Annotated in this window: 13 protein-coding genes; 9 read left to right on the forward strand and 4 right to left on the reverse strand. The window is 70.9% G+C overall.

Translation table 11 applies throughout. The features are described 5' to 3' along the window. Window positions 1-131: 131 nt before the first annotated feature. Genes N4G66_RS14585 through N4G66_RS14615 form a run of 7 tightly spaced genes read left to right on the forward strand, consistent with a single transcriptional unit; the run spans window position 132 to window position 7537 of the window. A complete protein-coding gene (locus N4G66_RS14585) occupies window positions 132-1199 on the forward strand; it encodes a radical SAM protein (protein WP_261704512.1) in 1068 nt (355 codons plus the stop codon). Continuing rightward, complete coding sequence (locus N4G66_RS14590) at window positions 1183-2127, forward strand: radical SAM protein (RefSeq protein WP_261704513.1); 945 nt, start codon at window positions 1183-1185, stop codon at window positions 2125-2127. Before N4G66_RS14585 ends, N4G66_RS14590 begins: the two co-directional genes overlap by 17 nt. Beyond that, window positions 2124-2807: an iron-containing redox enzyme family protein gene (locus N4G66_RS14595; RefSeq protein WP_261704514.1), complete on the forward strand. Its 684-nt coding sequence runs from the start codon at window positions 2124-2126 to the stop codon at window positions 2805-2807. The genes N4G66_RS14590 and N4G66_RS14595 overlap by 4 nt, the downstream gene beginning before the upstream one ends. Continuing rightward, entirely contained in the window at window positions 2804-3010 is a 207-nt protein-coding gene (locus N4G66_RS14600; protein ID WP_261704515.1) for an aroma-sacti cluster domain-containing protein, read from the forward strand. The genes N4G66_RS14595 and N4G66_RS14600 overlap by 4 nt, the downstream gene beginning before the upstream one ends. Before the next feature lie 20 nt (window positions 3011-3030). After that, on the forward strand, window positions 3031-6072 hold the full coding sequence (locus tag N4G66_RS14605) for an adenylate/guanylate cyclase domain-containing protein (protein WP_261704516.1): 3042 nt from the start codon (window positions 3031-3033) through the stop codon (window positions 6070-6072). Then, on the forward strand, window positions 6069-6905 hold the full coding sequence (locus tag N4G66_RS14610; RefSeq protein ID WP_261704517.1) for a S8 family peptidase: 837 nt from the start codon (window positions 6069-6071) through the stop codon (window positions 6903-6905). The genes N4G66_RS14605 and N4G66_RS14610 overlap by 4 nt, the downstream gene beginning before the upstream one ends. After that, window positions 6905-7537 carry a GAF domain-containing protein gene (locus N4G66_RS14615; RefSeq protein WP_261704518.1) on the forward strand — a complete coding sequence of 211 codons (633 nt, stop codon included), beginning with the start codon at window positions 6905-6907 and terminating at the stop codon, window positions 7535-7537. The genes N4G66_RS14610 and N4G66_RS14615 overlap by 1 nt, the downstream gene beginning before the upstream one ends. Here the strand turns inward: N4G66_RS14615 and N4G66_RS14620 are convergent. Both N4G66_RS14620 and N4G66_RS14625 read right to left on the reverse strand, forming a co-directional pair. Further along, window positions 7521-9476, reverse strand: a complete 1956-nt coding sequence (locus tag N4G66_RS14620; protein WP_261704519.1) for a S9 family peptidase — start codon at window positions 9474-9476, stop codon at window positions 7521-7523. The genes N4G66_RS14615 and N4G66_RS14620 overlap by 17 nt on opposite strands. 1 nt (window position 9477) lies before the next feature. Then, a complete protein-coding gene (locus N4G66_RS14625) occupies window positions 9478-10443 on the reverse strand; it encodes a hypothetical protein (protein ID WP_261704520.1) in 966 nt (321 codons plus the stop codon). A 113-nt stretch (window positions 10444-10556) separates the two neighbouring features. Here N4G66_RS14625 and N4G66_RS14630 point away from each other — a divergent pair, with 113 nt between their 5' ends. Then, complete coding sequence (locus N4G66_RS14630; protein WP_261704521.1) at window positions 10557-11855, forward strand: Glu/Leu/Phe/Val dehydrogenase dimerization domain-containing protein; 1299 nt, start codon at window positions 10557-10559, stop codon at window positions 11853-11855. On the opposite strand, the gene N4G66_RS14635 is transcribed toward N4G66_RS14630, so the two are convergent. After that, window positions 11742-12692 (reverse strand): aminotransferase class I/II-fold pyridoxal phosphate-dependent enzyme, encoded by a 951-nt coding sequence (locus N4G66_RS14635; protein WP_261704522.1) that lies wholly within the window; start codon window positions 12690-12692, stop codon window positions 11742-11744. The genes N4G66_RS14630 and N4G66_RS14635 overlap by 114 nt on opposite strands. A gap of 1032 nt (window positions 12693-13724) precedes the next feature. Here N4G66_RS14635 and N4G66_RS14640 point away from each other — a divergent pair. Further along, window positions 13725-14321, forward strand: a complete 597-nt coding sequence (locus N4G66_RS14640) for a DUF4328 domain-containing protein (RefSeq protein ID WP_261704523.1) — start codon at window positions 13725-13727, stop codon at window positions 14319-14321. Window positions 14322-14423: 102 nt separating this feature from the next. Here the strand turns inward: N4G66_RS14640 and N4G66_RS14645 are convergent, their stop codons facing one another. Then, window positions 14424-14672: a hypothetical protein gene (locus N4G66_RS14645; protein ID WP_261704524.1), complete on the reverse strand. Its 249-nt coding sequence runs from the start codon at window positions 14670-14672 to the stop codon at window positions 14424-14426. Window positions 14673-15022: the final 350 nt, after the last annotated feature.

Raw genomic sequence — 15022 nt, forward strand, 5'->3', positions numbered from 1 at the left:
TCGGCGCATTTCTCGCGTGCGAACCGTCACAATTCCCTGGCCGGATTCCGTCGTTGACCTCGCAAATTGCCCTACTTAGGATGAAGCCGGGCAAGAGCTCGGCCGGAACCCGTCGAGGGAGGCGCTGTCACGTGCATCTGTCTGAAGTGCTCAGACTCCGGGCGGTCCCTGCGGCGGGCATCTGTCTCGAAGTGACCAGGCGCTGCCCGCTGCACTGTGCGCACTGCTTCACCGATTCGTCACTGGAATCGGCCGAACTACCCGCCGACCGCCTGCTGCGCTTCGCCGACACCTTCGCCATCGGGCCGGGTCCGCAGATCGTGGTGATGTCCGGTGGCGAACCGCTGATGAGGCCCGGACTCGTGACCGCACTCGCCGAGCGGGCGCGGACCGCGGGCGCCCGTACCTATCTGCTGTCCGGCGCGTTCTTCGCCACCCGGCCGACGGTGCCCGCGGCTGTTCTCGCCGCCGTCGAGGCGGTCGATCACTTCGCGGTGAGCATGGACGCCTTCCATGAACGCGAGGTCCCCGGAGCAGCCGTGTTCGCCCTGCTCGAACTGCTGCTGTCCCGCGGGGTTTCGACGAGCGTGCAGGCCGTCGCCGGGCACGCCGACGAGTTGATCGGCCGGCTGCGGCACGAGTTCGGTGATCAGGTGCCCGTGCTCGTCACCCCGCTCGTCGCCTCCGGTCGGGCAGCCGCCTGGCACCGCGCTGCCAAGGCGCCCGCGGAGCAGACCCTGGCACCTTGCGCGATGGCGGCCTGGCCGGTGGTCGCGTCGACCGGAGCCGTCACGGCCTGCTGCAACGAACAGGTCGTGGCGGGAGCTGCCGCGCCGCACCTGCAACTCGGCAGTATCGACCTCGAAGGCTGGCCGGAGATCCGGCAGCGCTGCCTCACCCTTCCGCTGCCACGCGCACTGCGCACCTTCGGGCCCGGACATCTGGCCGCACGCCACTCCGGGCCGCCCGGGCCGGGATACTGCGCAACCTGTCTGCGGCTGCCCGCTGACGCCGCGACCGGCGAGCGGATCGCAGCCGAACTCGACTCGCCGTTCGGCGTGCTGGCCGAATCGCTGGTGGAGCGCTCGATACGGGACGGCGGTGCGCTCGGCTTCGCGCGCCGCTACGGGGCGCCGGCCTACGCGGAGCTGGTCGAGTCCGGCTCCCGGAACGGAACCTCCGATGGCCCTGACCGCTAGCGACATCGCCCGGACGAGGGCGTCCCCCGGCAGCTCCGCCCTGCTGTTCCTCACCGACCGGTGCCCGGTCGAATGCGCCCACTGCTCGGTCGGTTCGCTGCGCGGCGGCCGCGGTATCACCGACTGGCCCCGCTTCACGGCGCTGGTGGCGTCACTCGCCGCACGCGAGGCGATCCAGGTCGTCGCCGTGTCCGGTGGCGAACCCTTCGCCGAACGCCGGGGTCTGATCCACGCCGCACAGGAACTCCACGCAGCGGGCAAACACCTGGTGCTCTACACCAGCGGCTACTTCGGCGGAACGGCGGCCGCCGGGTGGGCTGCCGAGGTGCTGCGCCGCGCTGAGACCATCGTCCTCAGCACCGACCGGCACCATCGAGCGCTCGTACCCGACGAGGCGTGGCTGGCCGCGGCCGTACTCGCCCGGCGAAGCGGAGCCTGGCTGATCGTCCAGACCCTCGAGGGGGAGGCGGACCAGGCTCGCGGACTGCTGCGCCGCGCCTTCGGCCCCGGCTGGGCCGGCTGGGCAGAGATCGAGGAACAGCCGGGCCTGTCGCACGGACGGGGCGCGGACTGGTTCCCGGCGCCACCGGCCGCGGGCCCCGGGCGCTGCGGTCTGGTGGGCACGGCGGTGGTCCGTTACGACGGTACGGTGAGCGCCTGCTGCAACGAAACGGTGATCATGGGCGGTGGCCCGGCGCGGCTGCGCCGGACGGCGGACTCCGCCCCCGCACTGGACGAGGCGCTCGACGGCTTCGCCGAGGACCCGCTGCTGTGGGCCATCGGCGAAGCCGGTCCCGCAGCGCTCGAGACCGGATCCCCGCAGGGCGGCTTGTGCGCACAGTGCTGGCGGGTGCTGGACCGGTTCCCGCCGACCGGCTCCCATCCCTTCGTCGATGCGTTGCGCGGGCTCAGAGGCGGGTTGTCATGATCGCCGAGAGCACCCGGCTGCGGCTGAAGATCGAGACGGTGGTGCCGGCCCTGGCGACCGCCGCGCAGCGTGCCTGGGCGCCGCCCAGCCCCGAGCGCTACCGGGAGTTCCTCGCCGTGTGCCACATGGCGATCCGCGCCACCGTGCCGCTGCTGGAGTTCGCGGTGGCCGAATGCGTGGCACGCGGCCGGGACGATGCCGTGGCCGCACGGCTCGCCGGGTACTACCGGGATCAGATCGCCGAGGAACGCGGCCATGACACCGAACTGCTCGCGGACTTCACCGCGGCCGGCGGCGACGCGGCGCTGCTGCTCCGGCGAATCCCCCGCCCCGAGATCGCGTCGCTGGTCGGCGCCCAGTACTACTGGACGCGGCACGGCCACCCGGTGGCGCTCATCGGCCATATCGCCGTACTCGAAGGCTACCCACCGCCGCCGGTCCTGCTCGGCCGGATCAGACGGAGCACGGGTCTGCCGGCCGCGGCCTTCCGAACCCTGGCCCGGCACGCCGAACTCGACCAGCTGCACCGCACAGCACTCGCCGAGCTGCTCGACTCACTGCCGCTCGAGGACCGGCACCGGTCCGCGGCCGGTATCGCTGCCCTACACTCGGTGCAGATGCTCGTCGCCACCCTCGATCGACTCGCCGGCCAGGTCGAAGGAGAGGACAGGACCGCATGAGTGATCCTCACGGCACAGCGGTGCTCGACCAGTTGCGTGCGGCGGGGTTCCCGGTGGACCAGATGCCGGAGCCGCAGCTGGCCACCATGGCCGCGCTCACACAGGACGAGGCCGACCTGCTGATCTCCCTGAAGTCACGGCTCGACGAGGCGACGCCCGATGTGGTTGCGCACTCCGAGTGGGCCGGGGGTGTGGTCTGGTAGCCGACGGATCGTCAGACATCGTGGACTGCGCCGCATGCGGGCGGCCGGGGCTGCCCGAGGCGCGGTTCTGCCCGTACTGCGGTGAACAGGTCGCGGCTGACGACCCGTCGGAGACCCGACGCGTCGTCTCCGTGGTCTTCTGCGACCTGGTCGGCTCGACGGCGCTCAGCGAACGCCTGGACCCCGAGCCGCTGCGCGCCGTCGTCGGGCGTTACTACGAGCGGATGCGGCGTGCCCTGGAGCGGCACGGCGGGACGGTGGAGAAGTTCATCGGGGACGCGGTCGTCGGTGTGTTCGGCGTCCCCGAACTGCACGAGGACGACGCCCTGCAGGCGGTCCGGGCAGCCGTGGCGATGTGCCGGCAGGCCGAACTGCTCGATCATGAGCTGTCCGAGCGGCTCGGTGTGCGGATCGCGGTGCGGATCGGAGTGAACACCGGCGAGGTGATGGTCTCCGGGCACGGAGCCCAGGTGCGGGTGAACGGCGAGATGGTGAATGTCGCGGCGCGGCTCCAGCAGACCGCGGCACCGGGGCAGATCGTGATCGGCGGCGCGACCCGCGCGCTGGTCAGCGGGGCCGTCCTGCTCGAACCGCTCGCACCGAAGCAGCTCGCCGGTAAGAGCACACCGGTCCCCGCCTGGCTGGTGCGCGACGTCGACCCCGACGCCGGCGGCATCCAGCGGCGGATGACCGCGCCGCTGGTGGCCCGGGAGGCCGAACTGCGGTTTCTGCGGGGCAACTTCGATCATCTGCGGGACAGCCGGATGGCCAGGATCGTCACGGTCTACGGCGAACCGGGCATCGGGAAGTCGCGGCTGGCACACGAGTTCCTCGGCTGGGCACAGAGCTACGCCAAGGTCTTCACGGGACGATGCCCGCCGTTCTCGCAGGGTGTCTCGCTCGGCCCGCTGCTCGGCACCCTCGCCGAGCTGGCTCGCGGCGAGCAGGTCGAGCCGGGGCTGCGGGCGGCGGCCGAGGCGCTCGGCGACGGCGCCGTCGACCACACCGCGGACGATGTGCTCTGGGCGGCCCGCAGACTCTTCGAGGTGGCCGCGGCGGAGTGCCCCCTGATCCTCGTACTCGACGACATGCAGTGGGCCAAGCCTCTGCTGCTCGACGTCATCGGGCAGCTCGCCCACTCGCTGCGTGATGTGCCGGTGATGCTGCTCTGCCTGACCCGGCTCGAACTTCTCGACAGCCGCCCGACCTGGTCGGGCGGCATCCTGTCGGCGGCGTCCGCGCTGCTGGCCCCGCTGGACCGCGAGGCCGCCGAGAGCCTCGCCCGCAGTCAGTTCGACGTCGCGCTGCACGGCGAGACCGCCGAGGCGACGGTGCGCGGAATCGCGGAACGCTCGGGCGGCAATCCTCTGTACATCGAGCAACTCGTGGGTGCGGTGGGTGACGGCTCCGGCATCGACTCGCTGCCCCTCACCATCCGGGCGCTGATAGCGGCCCGCCTGCAGACCCTCGACGCCCACGAGACCGCCATCCTGCAGTGGGCCGCGGTCCACGGCATGGAGTGCACGGCTGAACTGCTCGGAGCCCTGCTCGAACTGGCGGAACTGCAGCCCGCGTTGGACCGGCTCGCGCACCGGCGGCTGCTGGAGGCCGCCGGCGCCGGCGCCTACCGGTTCCACAATCTGCAGATCAGAGAGGTCGCCTATGAGTCCATCACGAAGCGGATCCGGGCCCGGATGCACCAGCGGATCGGCGAGCTGCTCGACGAGCTGCACGGCGAGAAGGCGGCCGACGAGATCGGCGGACACCTCGAACGTGCCCTTGCCTACTTCCACGAACTGGGGAACGCCGAGGCGGCCGAACCGCTCCGGTCCCGGACGGCAGCGGCCCTGCGGACCGCCGCGGGGCAGGAGATGAGCCAGGGCGATCTGCACACCGCGGCCGATCTGCTGCGCCGTGCCCTCGAAGCGGTGCCCGAGGCCGATCCGGCCCGCAGCCCGATGCTGACCGAGCTCGGCACCGCGCTGATGGCCACGACCCGGCTCGACGAGGCACGGACCGCTTACGAGGAGGCGGTCGCGCAGGCCGCCCGGCACGGTGACGGGGCCACGCTGGCCCATGCCCGGCTGGGGCTGGTCCAGCTGCCCACCTCGGAGCTGACCGCCGATCGTCTGCTCCGCTTGGCGTCCGACGCGGTGCCCGTCTTCACCGAGGCGTCCGACGCCAGGGGACTGAGCAAGGCCTACTCACTGATGGGCCAGGTCCACCAGTCCAACGGCCGCTATCTGCGGGCCGTCGAGGCCTTTGAACGCAGCAGGTCCGGTACGGTGCCCGGGGCCGACGATCTGCAGCACGCGCAGAGCATCGGGGGCCTCGCCTTCTCTCTCTGGCGCGGCCCCACACCGGCGCCGCGGGCGATCGAGGAGTGCGAGTCACTGCTGGCCGGGGTGCCCGCCTCGGGGCGGCTGGTGCGCGTCGCGGCGATGTGTCCCCTCGCCGTACTGCTTGCGAGCAGATCGCAGCTGACGCGGGCCGAGGGGCTGCTGGGCGAAGCTGAGAGGCTGGTCTCGGAGTTCGCCCATGAGTTCGCCAGGATCTCGATCGCGGTCTTCGCCGCCACGGTCAAGACCTTCGGCGGAGATCTACCGGCGGCCGAGGAGCGCTTACGGACCGCCTGCACCGCGCTCGGCCGGTTCGGCGGCGTACAGCACGCCGCGGTGGCCGGCGATCTCATCAGGGTGCTGCTGCGGCTCGGCCGGGCCGCAGAGGCCGTCGACCTCCTGCGCTCGCAGTCGGAATGGCAGCACGACGGCGACTTCCCGGCCGGCTGGTTCGGCGCGCGGGCCCGGGCGGAGCTCGCCCGGGGGAACCCGGAGGCCGCCGAGGCGAGCGTCGAAGTCGCCCTACGGCTCGCCGGTATGACCGATTCCCCGGAGATCCAGGCTGTCGCGCTGCTGGACCAGGCGCATCTGGCGCGAGAACTGGGCCGGGAGCCGGAAGCTCGACGGGCGGCGGATCTGGCGCTGGCCCGGTACCGGGCCAAGGGCCATCTGGCCGGTATCGAACAGGCGGAACGGTTCACCCGAGGGGAGGACCCACGATGACCCCCGGGCGCGGCGGAGCGGAACTCTCCCTGTCCTGGCGGCTCGGCGACGACCCCGCCGGCACGGCACCGCAGCCGGCGAGCTGGCCGCACCCGATCAGCAAGGAGTGGGCCTGGGGCGACGGCTCGGGCGCCGGGGCCCGGGTCTGCATCCTCGACAGTGGGGTCGAACAGGATCATCCGCAGGTCGGTCCCATCCAGGGGGCGTACGCGGTGCAGGAGACCCAGGGCGGGCAATCGGTCGTCACCGAGGACACCGAAGGCGATGTCTGCGGGCACGGCACGGCGTGCGCCAGCATCATCCGGTCGCTCGCCCCGGCCTGCGAGATCATCAGTGTGCGCGTGCTCGGACTCGGCTACTTCGGCAGCGGCGAGGCGCTGATCACGGGTCTGCGCTGGGCGCTGGAACAGGACTTCGACGTCATCAACATGAGCCTGTCCACCACCAAACCCGAGGTGGCACGGACCCTCTACCACCTGGCCGATGTCGCGTACTTCCGGCGCAACCTGATCGTCGCGTCGGCGCACAATACGCCGATAGAGAGCTTCCCCTGGCGCTTCGCCTCGGTGATCTCCGTCGGCAGCCACAAACAGCCGGACCCGGAGCTGCTGGTGTACAACCCGGCGCCGCCGGTCGAGTTCTTCGCCCGCGGTGACCGGGTGCCGGTCGGCTGGCTGAACGGCGGCGAGATGGTCTGCAGCGGCAACAGCTTCGCCACTCCGCACGTCAGCGGCATGTGCGCGCGCATCCTCGGCGCACACGGCGGCCTGACTCCGTATCAAGTGAAGACGGTGCTTCATCTCATCGCGGGAAACGTCACGGGAGGAACCTGATGGAGGGACAAGACCTCGCCCTGCTGCTCGGCGCGGGCAGCGCCGAGAACGGGCGAGCGCACCGGCTGCTCCTCCAGTCGATCGCGGAGACCACGCGAGCGGCGTGTGTCGCCCAGGCCTGCTCGATCCAGCGGCTCGACATCGCCCGGCGTGAATTCGTCTTCGAGGCGGTCGCGGGACAGGGCGAGGACTCGATGATCGGCCGCAGGTACCCGTCCGACCGGGGGATCGCCGGCTGGACGCTGCTGTCCCGCCAGTCGATCGTGGTGGATGACGTGTCGGTGGAGCCCTCCTTCGCCAAGGACGTCGCCGAATCCACCGGATACGTACCACGGTCGATCGTCGCCTTTCCACTGATCAAGGACGATGCGCCGGTCGGTGTGATGGAGGTGCTCGACTACGAGCTGGACGAGGAGCGCGGGATCGGGTGTCTGGAGTTCGTCGCGCCCTTCGCCGGTCAGGCGTCGATCGTGCTGCAACTCGTCGAGCGCGACAGAACGGTGGGCGAGGCTGTGGAGGCCGACGCCGAGCTGCGTGAACTGGCCGCGCTGACCTCGGCCTTCTCGGCCCTGAGCGAGGAGAAGCGACAGACGGCCGTCCGGCTGCTGCGGCTCATCAGGGAGCTGATGTAGCGGCTGTCCCGGGCAGCTGAGTCGTCCACCAGTCCAGTAGTGCCGCACCGCGGGCGCGCCGGACGGACGGCGGTGCCGCGCCGACGCTGTGGCCGCAATCCGCCAGTACGGCGAACTCGGCAGGCACACCCTCCTCCACCAGCCGGCCGAACAGCAGCTGGCATTCGGCCGGCGGGCAGCGCCGGTCCAACTCCCCGGCCAGGACGAGCACGGGCGAGGAGTTGTGCAGCGGTACGGTGAGCGGATCCGGACGCTGTCCGGGCCCGGGGCCGCCCCGCCAGTAGCCGTCGGTGACCGGAATGCCCAGATCGCTGCCGGTGCGGTGGAAGTCCCAACTGACGATGGCGCGTTCCACCACGGCGGCCTTGATCAGCGGTGTCCGGCTCCACAGCAGCGCGGCCAAGTAGCCGCCGTAGGAGACACCGTGCACGCCGACCCGGTCCTGATCGATCCCGGGCAGACCCACCACGGCGTCGAGCGCCGCGGCGACGTCGTCGAGATCGATCGTCCCGGGCCCGCCGAGCAGCGCGGCCGTGAAGTCCTCGCCGCGTCCGGCCGCACCGCGCGGATTCAGATAGAGGCCCGCGTAGCCGTGCGCGGCCAGCCGCTGGACATCGGGCGGGACCGTCCAGCCGGCCTGGGCGCCGGGACCCCCGTGCAGCCAGACCACGAGGGGCGCGGGCTCGGGCCCCTCCGGCGTGACCAGCCAGGCGTCGATCCCCGCGATGTCCAGGGGCCGGAGCCGGGGCGTGCCGTCCGTCTGCCAGGTGGTGGCCGGCGGGACGGGCAGGACGGTCGCCGCAGGCTCGGGCAGCTCTTCGGCGGGCAGGAAGAGTACGTCCTCCGCGGTCGCCCCCGAGCGCACCAGGGCGGCGATCCCGCCGGGCCCGGCGTCGTACGCGTGCACCTCGCAGGGACCGTCGAGCATCCGGCGCTGTCTGCCGGGCCGTTCCGGATCGAGCAGCAGCAGCGGCATCGCGCCGCGGGCCAGTTGCACGGTGACGAGCAGACCGCCCACGGCGGCAAGCCCGTGGGCATAAGAGGTCAGCGGATGGGCGATGTCGCACGCCGCCGGGTCGGTCAACCGGAGTACCCGTTCGCCGGACTCCGGATCGACGGTGTACACGGCTCCGACACTGCCGCAGCCCGCGGCACGGGTCAGCGCCACGCAGGCGACCGCCCCGCCGGGCAGCGGAAGCGAGGCCGCGGCGACGAGGTCGGGCTCGGTGAGCTGACGTTCGTGGCCGCTGTCCAGGTCGACTCCGAAGAGCTGGGCGCCGAAGTCGCGGAAGCGTTCGTCGTGCCGTTCGGTGACAAAGTGCAGCGTCCGGCCGTCCGGCGCCCAGCTGAGGTGTCGGCAGTCGGTGGGCGACTCGATCACCGTGGGCTTCTCGTCGCCGGGCCCGAAACCCCCGTAGCCGTCGTAGCCCCGGAAAACATGGACCTGCCGTACGTCCTCGCCGAGCCAGCCACGCCCGTCCAGGTCGAAGCCGAGCCGCCGGGTGCGGTGCAGCGGGCGCGGGCCGCCCGGAAGGGCTGCGCACGACCACGCGAAACCGTTGCCCTGCGGGTGCCACACCGGTGCGCCGCCGGAGATCATCGGAGGTGTGGCCCGGACGGCCGTACCGGCATCCGGATCGATCACCACGCAGACCTGTCCCTCCTCGGCCCGGGCCAGGCCAAGAAGCCTTCGCCCGGTCGGGGCGAACACCAGCTCGGTGCAGCCTGTATCCAGTCTGGTCCAGGCCGCGGATGCGGCAGTCGAGCGGATCCAGGTGGTGGCCCGGTCCCGGTCCGCGGCTGGGTCGGGGGCCACCAGGGTGGCGGCCACGAGCATGCCATCGGCCGACAGCGCGAGCCCGGTGAGGGCGCCGGCTCCCGCGGGCACCCCCAGGCTCAGCCATCCAGGCGCCGCCTCGGTGAACGGAGAGGGTGGCAAGTCAGTGCCTTTCCGGCAAACCGGTCGGATCGCCTGGTACGGGAATCAGGAGCGGGGTTCTGGCCGTCCGCACGCTCTCCGGGATGAGCGGTTTGAGGCGGTGCGGTTCGCCCGGCGTACGCCGGTTCTCCTGGCCGAGTTCCGCGTACCAGCGGTCGGCGGCCGCGGAGGAGACGTTGTCCCAGGCGTAATGCCGGATGGGCCGCTGCGCGTCGGTCTCGGGGTCCGCCTTGGCGACCTCCGTGGCGCCGTGCAGCAGCCCGGCCTCCTCGACCCGGTTGACGAAGACGGTGAACGGGGTGTCGTCGGTCATGTCCACCTGGTAGGCGACGGAGTAGTCCTCGAGCAGTGCGCGGTAGTGCGGCAACCGGAAGGTGAGATTCCGGCTGGCGGGAACCTTGTCCAGAATCTCTCTGATGTCGAGGCCCCGGTCGCGGCAATAGGCTCGGCCGTCACAGAAGACGGGCCAGCCGCCGCGGATGTTGACGTTGGGGCCGTAGAGGTTCGAGCCGAGCGGTTCGACGATATCGAAGTGGGCCTGCTGATTGGCTCGGAAATCGATGCCGTCGCCCATGAAGTTCACGTTGATGCCGTAGCCGTCGAGATCGAACTCGATCGGTTCCAGCGGCAGCCCCGAAGGGTTCAGCTCATCCGGATAGCGCTCGCAGAGACGCTCGAACGCCTGGTCGCAGAGCTCCCGGCGTAAGCGCCGGGTCCATTCGACCGCTTCCGATTCGGCCAGCCCGGCCGCGCGGAAGGTGGGCATCGCATGATGGACCAGGGCCAGCCGCGGGCTCGTCCCGGTGAGTGCCAGACATTCGGTCACGGCATGGACCAGCGCGGCCGACGGATGCCAGGTCAGCTCTCCCGCTTCGGCGAGCAGCAGCGAAGGGGTGATGCGGATCAGGGCCCCGGAGGGCGGCCGTAATCGGTGGAAGCCGCCGTGAGGTTCTGGTGTCGATGGCACACTGACGTGACTAGTGGATCGCCTCAGCCGGTGTCAATACCGCCCAACGCCCGTCCCCTGGAGGGCCGTTGAATTCAGCTGCCCTCATCCGCGTCCGTCGTGCAGGAGCGCCGTTGATATCCACCGCACCTCTCCTCGCCGTCACCTGGACCGACCCGGTCACCGGCCGCCAGGGCCATCTGGTCATCGACACGCTGGTCCGCGGGGTCGCCAGCGGCGGCTTGCGGATGCGGGTCGGTTGCACCCTCGGCGAGGTCGCCGACCTGGCTCGCGGCATGACGGTGAAGGAGGCCCTGCACTACGACCCGCAGGCCCGTTATGTGCCACTCGGCGGCGCGAAGGGCGGCATCGACTGCGATCCGCTGGATCCGCGGGCTCATGGCGTACTGGTGCGCTATCTGCGGGCGATGAGGCCGTACGTGGAGAACTGCTGGGCCCTGGGGGAGGATCTGGGGCTGTCCCAGGACACCGTGGACCAGGCGCTGATGGAGGTCGGAGTGGCCTCCGCGGCGCAGGCGGTCCGGCCCCTGCTGGACGACGAGGAGGCCGCCCGGCAGCGGCTCGCCGACGCGTTCGCCCTGCGGGTCGAGGGCGTCGGGCTCGGTGAGTTGGTGGGCGGCTGCGGGGTGGCCGAGTCGGTGCTGGTCGGGCTGGAACGGGCCGGCCGGGCGTACGAGGACACCCGGGTGGCCATCCAGGGCTTCGGGACGATGGGAGGGGCGACCGGCCGGTTTCTGGCGCAGGCGGGGCTGAGGGTCGTCGCGGTCGCGGATGTCAAGGGAACGATCGTCAACGCGGACGGCCTCGACGTCGAGCGGCTGCTCGCTGCGCGAGATGCGCACGGCACCGTGGACCGAGAGTGCCTACGGCCCGGCGACGCCGAACGGGAGGGCGAGGCCTGGCTGTCGGCGGACGCGGAGGTGCTGGTGCCGGCCGCGGTCTCGTACTGCATCGACGATACGAACGAGGCACGGATACGGGCCCGGTGGATCGTCGAGGCCGCGAACCTCCCGGTGCTGCCGTCGTCCGAGCGGCGGCTGGGAGCCCGCGGCATCACCGTGCTGCCGGACGTCATCGTGAACTCCGCGACCAACGCCTGGTGGTGGTGGACGCTGTTCGGCGATCTGGAGGCTGACGTGGAGCAGACCTTCAGGCACATCAGGTGCTCGATGCGGCGGTTGATCGACGAGGTGCTGCGGCGGGCCGACCGGGAGGGTGTGACGCCACGCGCGGCGGCGCACGGACTGGCAGGGGAGCGGCTGCCGGTGATCGCCGGCCGGTACGGGCGGTACGCGGTGTCAGGAGAGCGCGGCCCTCATGCGCTCGCCGACACCTCGCGCGGCGTCGGCGGTCAGGCCGATCAGAGAGACCCGTACCGCGGGTTCCCCGGCCCCGAAGGCGGCCCCGGGTGAGGCCACGATGCCGACTGCGGCGAGCGCGGAGAGCGCATACGGCTCCGGTACCGGCACGGGCAGCAGCACATGCGGCCCGGCTCCTTCGTCCGGGCGACCGGCCCCGGCGAGAAAGGCCGAACGGACGGTCTCGAGCTCGCGGAGCGGCGCCCGCAACAGGGACAGCCCGCCGTCCTCGATGAAATGGGCCCAGGTGCGTTGCCAGAAGGGCGGTGGCACCGGCATGCCCGGCGGCGGCCAGGAGACGGCCTCGGTGTCGTCACGTATCACCCAGCCGATACCGGCGCCGGGTCCGGCGAGTTTGTGCAGCGTTCCGACCCGGACCACGCCCGGCGGGAGGTCGGCGGGTCCCGCGTACCACGCGTAGGCGGAGTTGCAGATGACCCGGACCCCGCGGTCGACAGCCGCGGCGAGGTCGTCCAGGAACCGCCTGTCGGGTTGCCGCCCGTCGGGATTCCGGCAGGGGACGGTGACCCAGAGCGCCGATCCCCGGGGAGCCTCGGTGATCTGCTCCCATCGGCTCGACCGCACGGGAATCCCGTAGGAGGCCAGTACATCGGGCACCCCCAGAAAGGTCGGGCGTTCGACCAGCACGGGGCTGCAGGTGCGCACCAGGGCGGCCGCGGACGCTCGCACGCCCGAGGTGACCACCAACTGCCTGGCCGACACGCCGAGTTCGCTCGCGAGCTGCTCCCGCAGGAGCGGATCACCCTCCTGCGGCACCCAGCACGACGGATCGGTGGCCGCACCGGCCCGGCTCATCGCCCGCCGCCAGAGCCGAACCGCGGCATCCGGCCACCGCGGCCATTCCCCACCGAGGTCGAACAGTTCGGCCATGGCGCGAGCCTCGGTCCTTCGTGCTCGGGTGTCAACGTCGCTTCGTGCCCGACCGGGAGCGATCGTCTGCCGAAGCTCCTTCGACGCTCCGGTGATCACAGGTGGTTACTGCCGACGGTTGGGGCAGAAGCTGTCGGCAGTCGCTGACGAGTTGGCTGTAGGAGGTGGCCATCGTGCCGTGGTTGCCGTGTGAGACGACAAGGGGGCTCCGCGACGGTTGCCTGGCTTCCAGATCTCAGCGAAGTACTGCGGGCGGCATCGGTGGCCCACCGTGGGGCCCTTGTCTTTGCTGTTCAGGGCCCAACCATCGCGGAGGACCGTGTCCGAGGGAACGATCGATACCGCGTGATCCGGGTAGCGTGGCTGAGAAGTCGTTCGGTGACGGCCGGCGCGAATCCGATGCCGAGTTCCCCCGACTGGAGCGCCTTGTCGTAGTCGGTTGTGGTCTCGCCCTTCGGTGGAGAGCCACATGACCGAAGTGGCGCTGCCGTTCAGTGACAGGCTGTATTTCCGGCTGCCCCAGTGCTCGGCCGGGCCGCGGGCTGCTCTTCGGCGTGCCAAGGAGATGGCTCTCGCGGGGGTGTGCAGAACGTCCCATGGCCTCAGCCGGATCGAGTCGTCGAGATCTGCGGCACGTAACGGACGCAGGCCCGGATTGCGTCGGAGGGTTTCGAGGTTTCTTTCTTTGCGTTCTTCGTCGTCCTCTGCAGCTGCGGCACCGACGTCCCCGGCGACTGCCGAGGGGGAAGCCGCCGACCGGCCGAGCAAGAGGGTTGTACGTGAAGCGCCTCTTTGCCGCCGGCCCCCCTTGCCGGGTTTCGGTCTATACGGTGATCGGTGGGCGGTCACGTCCGCTGGAGTGGTGTATCGACGGCCACTCGGTGATCTCGTACGGACCGGCCGGAGCGTCACGCGCGGGGAATCGGCCAAGTCCGGGGCGGATGGCGGTAAACGACTCCACGAGGGTTGACGCGGTGTGCGCAGGGGCGCTGTGATCAGCAGCTTGCGATCTTGAAGCGAAGGGCTGTTCCCATGGAAGCACCATCCGCCGACGCCACCGGGGAACTGGAGTCCGCGCCGACCGCGCCGCAAGAGCCCCTGGCGGACCTGCGGAAGATCGCGCGGGTCGCGCAGGTGTTGATCGTCGTGTACACGCTGACGCAGCTGGGGCTGTGGCTGACCGGGGGGACGAGGACTACGGTGTTCCGGATGGCGGTGCCGCTGCTGCTGCTGGCGACGGTCGGGTCGGCGATCGCCTTCCTGGTGTGGTTCCGGCGCTGCCGGGAGAACGCGGAGATCCTGGCCCCGGGCACCCAGAAGTACAGTCCGGGGCTCGCCGTCGGGGCGTGGTTCATCCCGGTCGCCATGTGGTGGATACCGCGCCGGGTCGCCGCCGACATCGTGCGGGCGAGTGGCGTCGAAGGCGGTACGGTCCTGGTGAACGTCTGGTGGGGGGTCTGGCTGGTCAAGACGGCAGGCGGGTTGATAGCCGCCTGGGTCACCGGGCAGGGCGGCGGTTACACGGTCTACGACCAGGTGGCCGGCGTGATCGCCGCGGTGCTGGTCGTTCTGCTGATCCAGCGGATCACCACCGCCCAGGCGTCCTCGCCCAAGGCGTTCCTGGTCTGAGCGACGCGACAGCGGACAGGACGGCTGAGGGGGTACACGCGAATCGCGTGTACCCCCTCAGCCGTCCTCGTGCGGCTCGCCGGCCGGCGGTGGCCGGTGGCGTCAGAGGTTCACCGACACCAGTCGCCGGCCCTGCGTGGTGACCACGTCGACGTGGTCGATGGCGTCCGGCTGCATTCCCGTCGCGCCGTCGAGCGACAGCGGTTCGGGCTGCGCGGAGGTGTCGTAACCCTCCTTGCCCACGGACCAGTTGGAGACCGTCTGCTGGGAGCCGTCCTTGCCGACGGCGACCAAGTGGCAGGTGAGCGGGCCGCGCACCTCGGAGAGCTTCAGGCTCACCGAGGTGCCCATCTCTTGGGCGTCATGCCAGCGGTGGCCTTCATCCCCGGTGGAGTTGTCCCTGCAGTCGTGCACCTCGGCCGCGGCGACCTGGTTGCCGTTGCCGGAGTCCGACCCCGAGCGAGCGGTTGCGAGGCTCCAGCGAGAAAGGGAGAGGAGAGATCTGCCGGGTGGCTGTTGTGCTTTGGGAACGGGGTGTCAACCGCCTGTTGCCTGTTGCCTGTTGGGTGAGGGGGCGCGGTTGGGTGGTGTGAGGGCTCGTGTCGTGGAGGCTCAGGGAGTCGCTTTGACATGAACAAGAACAAGCCAACTGGGCGGTAACCAGCTGGGGTTGGCCGGGAAGCCTGTTGACGGTGATGACC

This window comes from Streptomyces rhizosphaerihabitans, from assembly GCF_025399795.1.
Taxonomy (GTDB): domain Bacteria; phylum Actinomycetota; class Actinomycetes; order Streptomycetales; family Streptomycetaceae; genus Streptomyces; species Streptomyces rhizosphaerihabitans.

Bases quoted from the DNA above. Each gene is read 5' to 3' on its own strand.
- N4G66_RS14590 (WP_261704513.1), top strand. From the start codon at position 1,183: ATGGCCCTGACCGCTAGCGACATCGCCCGGACGAGGGCGTCCCCCGGC.
- N4G66_RS14635 (WP_261704522.1), bottom strand. From the start codon at position 12,692: ATGGCCGAACTGTTCGACCTCGGTGGGGAATGGCCGCGGTGGCCGGAT.
- N4G66_RS14645 (WP_261704524.1), bottom strand. From the start codon at position 14,672: ATGGGCACCTCGGTGAGCCTGAAGCTCTCCGAGGTGCGCGGCCCGCTC.
- N4G66_RS14610 (WP_261704517.1), top strand. From the start codon at position 6,069: ATGACCCCCGGGCGCGGCGGAGCGGAACTCTCCCTGTCCTGGCGGCTC.
- N4G66_RS14600 (WP_261704515.1), top strand. From the start codon at position 2,804: ATGAGTGATCCTCACGGCACAGCGGTGCTCGACCAGTTGCGTGCGGCG.
- N4G66_RS14615 (WP_261704518.1), top strand. From the start codon at position 6,905: ATGGAGGGACAAGACCTCGCCCTGCTGCTCGGCGCGGGCAGCGCCGAG.
- N4G66_RS14640 (WP_261704523.1), top strand. From the start codon at position 13,725: ATGGAAGCACCATCCGCCGACGCCACCGGGGAACTGGAGTCCGCGCCG.
- N4G66_RS14595 (WP_261704514.1), top strand. From the start codon at position 2,124: ATGATCGCCGAGAGCACCCGGCTGCGGCTGAAGATCGAGACGGTGGTG.